The sequence below is a fragment of the Candidatus Firestonebacteria bacterium RIFOXYD2_FULL_39_29 genome (assembly GCA_001778375.1).
GTDB lineage: Bacteria > Oederibacteriota > D2-FULL-39-29 > D2-FULL-39-29 > D2-FULL-39-29 > D2-FULL-39-29.
The window spans coordinates 1-11,322 of sequence record MFGV01000088.1 but is presented as its reverse complement, the minus strand read 5'-3'; the positions used below and the strand labels follow the sequence as shown (position 1 = coordinate 11,322).

Here is an 11,322-nt window from a genome sequence, read left to right as displayed (position 1 = left end):
CAAGGTTTGATTACAGGCTGGTCGGCTTTACCTTTGCCTGCACTGGACTTTCACCAGCTTAAACAAATACGCTTCCCTTGGCACACTAGAATTTAATGCTTAATTCTTAGTTATTGTTTAGTTATTAGCGTCTTAATTTTTCTGTTCTTTAAAGTACGCTACCGTTTCTTTGATGCCTTTTTCGAGCTTCATCTTAGGCACCCATTTTAAGACTTTCTTGGCTTCTGCCGCCGATAATATATTTTTTCTGATATCTCCGGCTCGCTCCGGACCATAATTAGGTTTGGATTTAAAACCTGCGGCTCTAGCAATATGCCCGTAAATCTCATTAACATCAGCCCCTCTACCCGTACCTATATTAATGCTGCCGCAGTATCCGCTCTCAAGGGCCAGAAGATTTGCTCTTGCCACGTCCTTGCAATAGACATAATCCCTTATATATTTCCCGTCCCCGTTTATTGTAGGCGTTATACCGGCAAGCATGGCTTTCGAAAAAATTGCCATTACCCCGGCCTCTCCGTGAGGGTCCTGTCTCGGCCCGTAGACATTGGAATAGCGGAGGCAGGTATAATTCAGATTATACTGTTTTTTGTAAAATTTAAAATAATATTCTGCCGTCATCTTTGAAATTCCGTAAGGTGACACCGCTCCGAGAGGAAATTTTTCGGTTACAGGAAATTTAACCGGCTCGCCATAAACCGTACCGCCGGAAGAAGCAAAAACAAATTTTTTAACACCGTTTGTCCTGGCAAACTCTAAAAGATTAAGCGTGCCTATTATATTGTTTTCCGCATCAAAAAGAGGATCCCTCACCGAAGCTGATACGCTCATTTGAGCCGCTTCATGGACGATAAAATACGGTTTCTCTTTTTTAAGTATCTGAAGTATCTCCCCGCTCCTTATGTCCGCTTTGTAGAACCGCGCTTTTTTATTAACATTTCCAACTCTTCCGGAAAAAAGATTATCAATCGCGATCACCTCGTACCCTTTTTCAACAAGTAAATCCCCGATATGAGACCCTATAAACCCCGCCCCGCCGGTAATTACTACTTTCATAATATCTTCCTCCAAAATCATAATATTTACTTCCACTTTATCGCAAAAACACTTGGTTTATATTAGTATACAATAGCTTTTTGCCAAAAAACAAGGATTATCTGTCATCGGAATTTTAGATGATTTTCACAATCAAAAACAAATTTTATGACGTTATGCCAAAGAAAACCCCAATCAGCATGTCCATCAGAGTTTCTGCCGAGATCTCGCCCTTAGCGGATCCGCCAATCTTTTAGGAGGATAAGGTCGGAGAGGTTCATTTTGAATTTTTACTTGATTTAAACTTTTTTTCCTTTTTCCATCCGTAATACACTAAATATCTTCCGTCCGGCAGTATTATTTTTTTCTTGTCTAACTTCTTTGTTTTCATAAGCCCCCAGTAAATTAATCACTAAGATCTAAATTCTAAGCACTAAACAAACTTTAAAACAATAAACCCTGAAATATTAAAAAATCATTGGAACTATATTAAATATCTTCCTTTTTAGTGCTTAGTTATTTATTCTTAGTAATTATTATTTCTCAATCCCGTACTCTTTCATTTTTCTCCAGAGTGTGGAACGGGAAACTCCGAGTTTTTTCGCGGTAATTGTGTGATTGTTATTTGTCTTTTGCAGGGTCTCAGAAATAAGGCGTTTTTCCATGGAGGCTATTGTTTCAAAATCTTCTCCCAGGATATTCCTCTCTTTGAATAATTCTCCTTTTGGAGCTTCTAATAGCGTCGGTTCCGGCATTCCGGAAGGGAGATCTGATTTGGTGATAATACCGTTCTCCGAAAATATTATTGCATGCTTTACTATATTTTCAAGTTCTCTTACATTACCCGGATAATCATAATTTAAAAGGACCGAAAGAACTTCATCAGAAATACGAATAACGTCTTTACTGTAATCTTTATTGTACTTCTCCATAAAATACCTGATAAGTATTTGAATATCTTCCCGTCTCTCGCGAAGCGGCGGGATATGAAGACGTATAACGTTAATACGAAAAAAAAGATCTTCTCTGAATTTTCCCAGACCGATTTCCTTCCATAGATCTTTATTGGTAGCAGCAATTATTCTCACATCAATCTTTTTATATTCATTGTCTCCAAGCCGCCTTACCTCTCCGTTTTCCAGCACATGAAGCATCTTAGACTGAAGCGACAGCGACATATCCCCGATCTCATCCAGGAATATTGAACCTTTATTGGCCTCTTCCATAAGACCTTTTCTGTCGGCAGTAGCCCCGGTATAGGAACCTTTTTTATATCCAAAAAGTTCGCTTTCCAATAAGGCTTCCGGAATGGCAGAGCAATTTATCGAAACAAAAGGACCTTCAACACGTTTGCTAAGCCTATGGATGGCTTCGGCAAATACGCCTTTTCCAACCCCGGTCTCACCGGTCAGAAGTACGGTAGAATCGGTAGGCGCAACTTTTGAGATAAGGTTGTATACTTTTTTTACTGCCGGACTCCGCCCCGCTATGTTCTCCCCTATAAGCATTCTTACTCCGCGCTAATTCTATCTTTTAGTTTTTCAAAAGTTTTTTCGCCTATACCCTTAATATTCTTTAGTTCATTTATGCTCTTAAACTTACCGTTTTTACTTCTGTAATCAATTATTCTTTTTGCAGTAGACTGCCCTATTGAGGGAAGAGTATCAAGTTCCATCTCTTTTGCGGTATTTATATTTACAAGACAATATTTTTCTATTTTAGGATCTATTTTTTCTTCTGCCGCCGCTTTTACGCCATGCGGGGTGTTAACAATAATATAAGCCAAAAGACCGGAGAGAAAAATAATTAAGAATATAATAGAAAATATTTTAGCCATTTAACCGTTATACTTGTTCATTGCGGCTTCGACTGTATTACCGGCAAGCAGAAACTCCACGGCATCAGCCGCCAAAATAAGCGAATTTTGCAAAGTTTCTTTTTCTTCTTTTTTAAATTGGGAAAGTACATAGTCTACAACTGCTTTTGGTTTTTCTTCACCCGAGATACCCAGGCGAATTCGGGTAAAACCCGTATCCGCCAGGCAATCAATAATAGACTGAACACCTTTGTGGCCGCCGCTACTTCCGCCGTGACGGACTCGAAGCTTGCCAAGCGGAAGATCCAGATCATCATAAACCACAACAAGGTCTTTTACGGTACTGTCGAACTTACTAAGCATGCACTTTACCGCATCCCCGCTTTTATTCATGAACGTTTGCGGTTTTGCGTAAGCCGCTTCTTTCTTTTCTGCAAGCAAGGAAAAACACTCCTTCCTAGAAACCCGGAGGCTAAGCCGGTTTGCAAGCTCATCAATTACGAGAAAGCCGGCGTTATGCCGCGTATTTAAGTACTTCTCGCCGGGATTGCCAAGCCCAATTACCAGTTTCATTTTTTAGCGTCTTTTTTCGCTTCGTCTTTCGCTTCAGCTTTTTCCTTGCCTTTACCTTCTTTTTCTTTTTCAACCGCAAGGCGTCTTTCTTCACGTTCTTTCTCTCCGATAACTTCAGGACCGGTCGGAGCATCAGGAGCAACTTCACCGGGTACCGGTTCAACTTCTTCTTTAACTACGCTGATAGTAGCAACTACATCTCTCGGATTATCCAGCACCTGGACACCTTCACCAAGCTTTAAATCTTCCACATGAATTGAATCATTAATATTCAAACCGGAAACTTCAACAACTATCGCTTCAGGAATTCTGTCAGGCAAAGCCTTTATTCGAAGTTGCCTTAACGGCTGCTCCAGTATACCGCCAAGCTTAACACCGGGGGCTTCCCCGGATATTTTTGTCTTCACAAGAACTATAATCGCTTCCTTCATATTAATTTTGTAAAGATCTACATGAATAATCTCGCCTGTTACCGGATGCTTCTGAAGTTCTTTGAACATCACGGCAACATCAGCCTTGCCGTCAATCTTCAAAGTAAGCATTGCGTTACGGCCCTTCGTCGCAATAACTTTTCCTACTTCTTTACTTACAAGGGAGAGAGATACTCCTTCTTCCTTTTTACCGTAAAGTACCGCAGGAATTTCCGCGTTTACTCTTTGACGACGGGCAGCATTTTTACCTTTACTGTCCCTTACTTTTGCTTTTAATTCTACCTGCTCCATATTTCCTCCTACTTTCTATTTTAAAACGATTCCACAGATTGCGAAACTATCGGATTCTCCGCCTTTTGTCGAGGTCTCGCAACAAGCATTGTAGCGGACGAGATCTCACCTCAGGTGGACACTGATATTTACTATAGTTCCAATTTCCCTGGCCGTTTTTATATATCTTTTATGTCTAGCTTACCGCTACCTCTTTTTTTCGTTATCTTGTTAACGGAATAATTTTGTTACAGAGGTCTCGTTATGAATGCTCTTTATAGCCTCTCCCAGAACTCCCGACACCGTTATAACTTTTATTTTTTTAATCTTCTTCGCCTGTTCCGTTAAAGGAATAGTATCCGTTACCATAACTTCTTTTATAACCGAATTCTCTATTTTTTCCAAAGCACTGCCGGAAAATACCGGATGAGTACAGCAGGCATAGATATCCTTTGCCCCATGTTTTTGCAAAAACCTTGCTGCTTCCACCATGGTACCGGCCGTTGATATCATATCATCAGGTATTAAAACATTCTTTCCGGCAACATCCCCTATAAGGGAAAGTGCTTCCACTTTATGAGAATGATGTCTTCTCTTGTCCACGATTGCTATTGAAGTACCAAGCCGTTCGGCAAAACTTCTCGCCATCTTAGATCCGCCCATATCCGAGGCGGCAATAACCAGATTAGGAATTTTTTTCTTCGCAAACTCCCTTGCAAGAACCGGTTCTGCAATCAAATGATCTACCGGTATATCAAAAAAGCCCTGCACCTGTGCTGCGTGTAAATCCATAGCTATAATCCGGGATGCACCGGCACTGGTTAAAAGATTCGCTATCAGTTTTGCGGAAATAGCTACTCTCGGCTGATCTTTTCTATCCTGTCTCGCATAAGCATAATATGGAATTACCACGGTAATTCTTCTGGCCGATGACCGCTTAAAAGCATCTATCATTAAGAATAATTCCACCAGATTTTCATTTGTCGGCATGCAAGTCGGTTGAACAACAAAACAATCAGCGCCTCTCACATTATCGGCGATCTTTACCCAGGTTTCGCCGTCGGGAAATCTTTTTAACTCCATCTTTCCAACCGAAGTGTGCAAGTACTTGCAGATCTTTGTTACCAGTTCGGGATTCGCACTTCCACCGAACACTTTCAGCTTATAGTTTCTTAGAACCAGCATTATGCCCCCTAAGATATTTTTCGGCAGCCTTAAGCCGGACAGGGTCGTCAACACCCATTACTTCCCCCGGATCCTTTGCCAAAGCCGTTCCGATCTTGAATCTTTTTTTTCTTAAGATTTCTATAGCATCCGTCAGGTAATACTCACCTTTCAACTTGTTTTTCTTTATCCTTGACAGTGCATAACACAATTTTTTAGAATCAAAACAATATATACCCGCATTGATCTCTTTTATCTTTTTTTCTTTTATCGAAGCGCTTTTTTCTTCTACTATTCCGGCCGCCCGGCCTTTTCTATCCCTGAGGATCCGTCCGTAGTTAGTCGGGTCCTTCACAAAAGTCGTCACAATGGTCGCGTCGTTCTTCTCTTCTTTATGGGTACTAAGTACCTTTTCCAGGGTTGCCGCTTTCACAAGTGGCGTATCCCCGCAAAGGATCATCACCTCTCCATCATACTTTTCAAAATGATATCTGGCGCTTTTCACCGCGTCCCCGGTCCCGAGCATCTTTTTTTGCACTGCTGTCTTTAACCATTTCGGCAGGACTTTTTTTACCAAAGCCCTTTTGTAGCCTACCACCACCACGGCTTTCTCTAATTCCCGCATAGAGTTAAGCTGGTTTAAAATATGCAAAATCATTGGTTTCCCGCAGACTTTATGCAATACCTTGGGTAGGGCGGACTTCATCCGTTTTCCCATACCGCCGGCAAGAACTACCGCAAACATAGGGAAGTATTTTAGCGGTTTTATGAAGAAAAATCAAGGGAAATTGAGTATACTGTTCTTTTTTAAAACACTATACCATTTTGTATTGAATTTATCATACTTTTGTATAGGGTTTAACCCTTTCTTTGTTGTAAGATAAACACCCATTTGCCCGTAAATTTCCTCTATTTTTAGGCCGTGTTTTCTGCTTATTCTTATGGCTCTTTTAAAGAATTTTATGGCCCTTACTTTACTCCCTGAGTTTCGTTCAAGCTCCCCTGCCTGAAGAAGAATATAAACCAGCCCCCTCTCATCTTTCCATTTTCTAAAGAGCCCACCTGCTTTCTTGTTTAGTTTCCCCGCTTCTGTAAACTTCCCTAGACAAAGAAGAGTATTCGCGTGACCCCAAAGGACATAGGCATAATTTATTTCATCCTTAAATGAAGAATAAAGCCTTTCCGCTTTTTTGTACCGCGCCTCCGACAGCCGGTATTTGCCGAGCATCCGTACCGCGCTCCCCATCCCGCAATTTGAGTACGCCTGCCCGAAAATATCTTTGCATTTTACAAAATATTTATTTGCAACTCTGTAACACGTCAGTGATTTTTTAAACCGTCCCATAATGCGCAGCGTTCCGCCCCGGGCGCAAAGAGCATAGGCAACACTTGACTTGTTACCGGATTTTTTAAACAGAACTAAAGATTTATCAAGATTTTTAATAGCCCCTCTCAAATCACCCGTTATTCTGTTTAATCCGCCTAGGCACCACAAAGCATAAGCAGCACCTTCCGTGTCGTTTATTAATTTGTACATCTCCCGGGCATTTATAAACAGTTTGGAAGACCTTTTGTAATCCATCAGAGCTCTGAACGCCATGCCCGCTCCCATATCAATGTCTGCGCTTTTTGCCACAGGCACTTTATTGTTTTTTATAAACCAATATGCTTTTTTATAAGCCCAAAGTGCCTTCCGGAATTCTCCTATCATCCTGTACATATCACCCAGACCGTAACAGGCATCATACGAAGGATTTTTCTTCGCAGCAAGCACGTAATATTTTGCGGCTTCCTTAAATTTTGACAGGCTTCGAAACTTTTCTGCTTTTTTTAAATATTGTATCATTTTTGGTTTTTTAAAAACTCCCTCACGTCTTTAAGGTTTTTCCTTGCTTCGTTATATTCGGGTTTTATTTCCACCGCTTTTTTAAAATATGCTTCAGACTGCGCTACTCTTTTCATCCGAAGCAGTGTTACCCCTATATTATTATAGACTTCAGGAATACCGGCATTTATATTCTTTACGATATATTCGTAATTTTCAAGAGCTTCTTCATATCTGTTTGCACGCAGCAACAGATTACCGCAACTCATTCTTATTTCAGAGCTGTTTGGATGGAATCTGGCACCGGTAGCGGCCGCATTCACCGCCTCCGTTATCCTGTTCATTTTAGCATAACAATCCATCAGGTTAATAAAATCAGCAGGTACCACAGGATAGAGTTCTACCGAACTTTTAAAACACCCTGCAGCATTTTCATAGTCTTTCTTTTTCATGTAAGCAACACCCATGTTGTGCCTGGTCTCTGCGCTCTTGGGCTCTATCTCAAGAGATTTTTTATATTCAAGTATAGCGTTGTCCGGGTCATTCAATAAAATATAAGCATTTCCCATATTACTGTGCGCATCGGCCTGATAGGGATTTCTCTTAACTACATCCTGCGCGAATTTAAGCATCTTACCTTTGAACTCGGGGCGCATGAAGACAACATTCATATTATTCTGTAAAGTATCCACATCCCTTCCCACCTCAATAGCCCTATCATAAGCCTTGTCCGCTTCAGAAATCATACCCCTGTAATATAACTCCTCACCCTTCATAAAATATATCTGGCTTGCGAGATCAGTTTCGAGATAATCATCCGGCTTAAAATTCTCAAGATTTCTAATATTGAAATCTCGCCATACCTCCTTACGATAAAAAGATCCCTTTTCCTCTCTCGTTATTTTATAAACCAACCCATAGGGTTTATATGCAACACTCTCATTAAAAAAAGCTAAATTCTGAAGGTTATTCCCCAGTACGAAATATACAAATTTTCCGGAAGTCTGAAGAATACGTATTTGTACGTCAGTAAGACGTTGTTCGTGCATTCCTTTATTCATTCGCAAAAAATCCTCGCCATAAATATTTTCAAACACGGAGCCGGTATCATCATAACAAGTTATATCGGGTCTGGCTTTTTCAACAACTTTAAGATATGTAGAAATAAAAGCCGAATGATCTCCTGAGGTAAAAAGAATCGCATCTTTTTCTACAGACTTAAAAGTATTCACCCCGTAATCATAAACAAGAAAGTTTTTACTCCTATCAGTTTTTCTGTAGTTTATCCCAAAAAGCAGAAAAGGCAGGACAACCGGAATTAAATAAAGAAACTTATATTTATTTGATTTTTCAAGCAGAAATGCAAACCCTGCAGCAATCCAAATTGTAGAAATTGCAAGCAGCGGAATAAAAAACACTCTATTCATATAGATAACATGAATCGTTAGATTATTCTCTATTTTATAAAGAAGGGGAAAGAAAAACACAACAAAAGAAAAGAGAAGAAGACAGGCATTTACCTTATTGCTTTTAAAAAGATAAAATATTCCAAATATCGCCATTAGAGAAATGAAATCAAACTGCATTACCACCAGCTTACCATATACAAATACTTTCTTTAAATATACCGCCAAGGTAAGAGGCATTTTCAAATCTCCGTACTGCACGCGGAAAATATGAAAAAGCGCGCTTTCTAGATCCTTCGGGTTCCCCCAGTTAATCGGCGGTTTGCTCGACGCAGAAAAAGGCAGGTACAAATACACCGCTATAGCAGTAACAACCGCTATAATCGAAAAACCTGCCAGGGCTTTTACTCTGTCCTTTTTTGTAAAGAAGAGAAAAAGAAAAGCCATCCCGACAAAAATGAGGGCCGTATGGTGATTAGTCAAAGAAAGCCCTGCAACAAATCCCAGGAGTATGGGTGATGCTTCAATAACAAGAAGATAATAGAGAAGAATAATAAGAAAAGAATTAATCATATAAAGAGATCCTTTTGCAAAAAGCGCCTGTTCCCAAAAAATACCGGAGAAAGCCAGAAGAAGCGCTCCGCAAAAAGCAAGAAAGACTCCCATATTTCCTGAAATCAATTTTTTAATAAGTAGATATAGGACATAAACAGATAAAGCTGCAAAGAAACCTGCAACAAGATTAACCCTAAAAGCAATAGTAGCAATAGATAAATATGAAAACAACTTGCCTAGAAGGCAAAACAAAGGATACCCCGGCGGGTGTGCCACACCCAGAGTGAAGGCGGCAGTGATTAATTCCCCGCTATCCCCGGCAAAAACAGTAGGACAGGTAGTAAAAACATATATGGAAAGAGGCAGGAAAAATGCAAGTACTCCGAGTAACGCAGGTATTTTACTTTTAAATGTTTTCACAAGGATAATTATACAACAAAAATTGATAAGTACAAAGTATTTTGTTATCAGGGGGCAATCTTTTTGCCCCCTGATAACAACAAGGGGACTGACAACGATCTTTCTCGGTGTCTGTCCCCGATCTTAGAAGTATTTTTCCTGGTTAATACCTGGGCTTGATTGTTCTGACATATTTAGAGGGATAGTGCTTTGCGTTCCTTGTCACTATAAATTCATTCAACTTTACCGCTGTAGCGCAAATCAAGCAATCATTCAGCGTTAGTGTAAGATTTTTTGTAACCTTTTTTATATCATAGGCTATTTCTATTATCTCTTTATCCACGGGTATTTCTTTAAAGCAGTCAAGAAGAGCAACTGTTCTATATCTTTCTTCTTTTCTCATGCCAAAATATACTTCGCCTCTGGTTATGGCGCTGATATAATTATTCTTCTTATATTTCAGCAATAATTCTTTCGCCGGTTCCACACCGCGAAGCGCATCAATTATAACATCTGTATCAAATACCTGCATTACCCCTTCCCCGTCCTTCTAACTTTCCTGATATAACTGTCAGTACCGTTCTTTAACTCTTTGTGTTTAGAAGTTTTCCATATTCCAAAAGCCTCATTAACTTTTTCCTCATACTTTACTTCTGCGACATAATTAGAAACAGCCGCCATAGTGAGTTGAGTAAAATTAATCTTCTTTTTTCTCATAACCTCCCTGCTTTTATCCAAAATCTCAACAGGAAACCTCAATGATTTCATGATAGTTTTCATAAAAACCTCCAAACACATCATAACAAAACACAAACAATATGTCAATACAGATACAACTATATTGTATATACAAGTGGGACAGGCACCGAAACACGTTGTCAGCCCCCTCTTTAAAAGTACTTTTTTACTAGCTCTTCCAATTGCGGAGGCCTCAACTCCTCTCTTGAAAGAGAGACGTCTTTGTTTACAGGCGAGTGATCTTCATATACAGGGCGATCGCATTTGTAGATTATTCCTGTTGGGATCTTATCACCCCATTCCAGGGATTTATTAAAAGCGGCGCTTCGGTCAAGAGAGTTATATGCCTGGTCATCGTCCAGATTATACACCCTATCCCGATACCACTGATAAGTGTTAATTTTATTAAAAGTTACACAAGGCTGCAGGATATCAACAAAAGCGAAACCTCTATGAGAAAGTGCTGCGGTCATTATTTTTTTCAGATGTACCGGGTCTCCCGCAAATGCGCGGGCAACGAAGGTGCAATTTAGCGCGATTGCCATAGCGATTGGATGTTCAGGCTCGTTGAAGCTTCCAAAAGGAGTCGTTCCACTCTTCATACCTCTATCGGTAGTCGGAGAAGCCTGGCCTTTTGTAAGAGCATAGATCTGATTATCATGAACAAAATAAGTAATATCAGCATTGCGTCTTATCGCATGGACAAAGTGATTGCCGCCTTCCGCATATGCATCCCCATCTCCGCCGTGTACGATAACTTTCATTTTATGGTTAACAGCTTTAATCCCGAATGCAGCAGGCAAAGCTCTCCCATGCAAACCGTTAAAAAGATTGCATTTCAAGTAATGCGGAAGTTTTGCCGCCTGCCCGATTCCTGAAACCAATATAACCTGCCAGGGCTCGAGACCGAGTTCAACCAGAGACTCTTTAATAGACCCGAGTATCGCATAGTTCCCGCACCCCGGGCACCAGGCAACCGGATCAGTGCTGTCAAAATCTGATTTCACAACCATTATAGCTCCAATAAGAAATTCAGACTGTGTCGCAATTATTTCTAGAAACACCGTTCTTTGACAACTGGAACCAAGAAGCGGTTTTTTAACCGAACTT

At 40.3% G+C, this 11,322-nt stretch carries 12 protein-coding genes; all 12 read right to left on the bottom strand.

Annotation, left to right across the window (positions count from 1 at the left end):
• Window positions 1-132 precede the first annotated feature (132 nt).
• The 12 genes from A2536_07105 to A2536_07050 all read right to left on the bottom strand — a co-directional run bounded on the left by A2536_07105 (window position 133) and on the right by A2536_07050 (window position 11,225).
• A complete protein-coding gene (locus A2536_07105; GenBank protein OGF44384.1) occupies window positions 133-1,056 on the bottom strand; it encodes a UDP-glucose 4-epimerase in 924 nt (307 codons plus the stop codon).
• 515 nt (window positions 1,057-1,571) lie between these two features.
• Complete coding sequence (locus tag A2536_07100; protein ID OGF44382.1) at window positions 1,572-2,543, bottom strand: hypothetical protein; 972 nt, start codon at window positions 2,541-2,543, stop codon at window positions 1,572-1,574.
• A gap of 2 nt (window positions 2,544-2,545) precedes the next feature.
• Window positions 2,546-2,872: a hypothetical protein gene (locus A2536_07095; protein OGF44381.1), complete on the bottom strand. Its 327-nt coding sequence runs from the start codon at window positions 2,870-2,872 to the stop codon at window positions 2,546-2,548.
• Window positions 2,873-3,424 carry an aminoacyl-tRNA hydrolase gene (locus A2536_07090; protein OGF44380.1) on the bottom strand — a complete coding sequence of 184 codons (552 nt, stop codon included), beginning with the start codon at window positions 3,422-3,424 and terminating at the stop codon, window positions 2,873-2,875.
• A complete protein-coding gene (locus A2536_07085) occupies window positions 3,421-4,146 on the bottom strand; it encodes a hypothetical protein (protein OGF44379.1) in 726 nt (241 codons plus the stop codon). The genes A2536_07090 and A2536_07085 overlap by 4 nt, the downstream gene beginning before the upstream one ends.
• A gap of 210 nt (window positions 4,147-4,356) precedes the next feature.
• The gene (locus A2536_07080; protein OGF44378.1) at window positions 4,357-5,310 is read right to left on the bottom strand and encodes a ribose-phosphate pyrophosphokinase; all 954 of its coding nucleotides are present in this window, start codon (window positions 5,308-5,310) and stop codon (window positions 4,357-4,359) included.
• The gene (locus tag A2536_07075) at window positions 5,288-6,034 is read right to left on the bottom strand and encodes a hypothetical protein (protein OGF44377.1); all 747 of its coding nucleotides are present in this window, start codon (window positions 6,032-6,034) and stop codon (window positions 5,288-5,290) included. The genes A2536_07080 and A2536_07075 overlap by 23 nt, the downstream gene beginning before the upstream one ends.
• A gap of 33 nt (window positions 6,035-6,067) precedes the next feature.
• Entirely contained in the window at window positions 6,068-7,135 is a 1,068-nt protein-coding gene (locus tag A2536_07070; protein ID OGF44376.1) for a hypothetical protein, read from the bottom strand.
• Window positions 7,132-9,495, bottom strand: a complete 2,364-nt coding sequence (locus tag A2536_07065; GenBank protein ID OGF44375.1) for a hypothetical protein — start codon at window positions 9,493-9,495, stop codon at window positions 7,132-7,134. Before A2536_07065 ends, A2536_07070 begins: the two co-directional genes overlap by 4 nt.
• 142 nt (window positions 9,496-9,637) lie before the next feature.
• Window positions 9,638-10,006, bottom strand: coding sequence for a hypothetical protein (locus A2536_07060; GenBank protein OGF44374.1), 369 nt, complete (start codon window positions 10,004-10,006; stop codon window positions 9,638-9,640).
• The gene (locus A2536_07055; GenBank protein OGF44373.1) at window positions 10,006-10,254 is read right to left on the bottom strand and encodes a hypothetical protein; all 249 of its coding nucleotides are present in this window, start codon (window positions 10,252-10,254) and stop codon (window positions 10,006-10,008) included. Before A2536_07055 ends, A2536_07060 begins: the two co-directional genes overlap by 1 nt.
• A 110-nt stretch (window positions 10,255-10,364) precedes the next feature.
• Window positions 10,365-11,225 (bottom strand): 2-oxoacid ferredoxin oxidoreductase, encoded by an 861-nt coding sequence (locus tag A2536_07050; GenBank protein OGF44383.1) that lies wholly within the window; start codon window positions 11,223-11,225, stop codon window positions 10,365-10,367.
• Window positions 11,226-11,322: the final 97 nt, after the last annotated feature.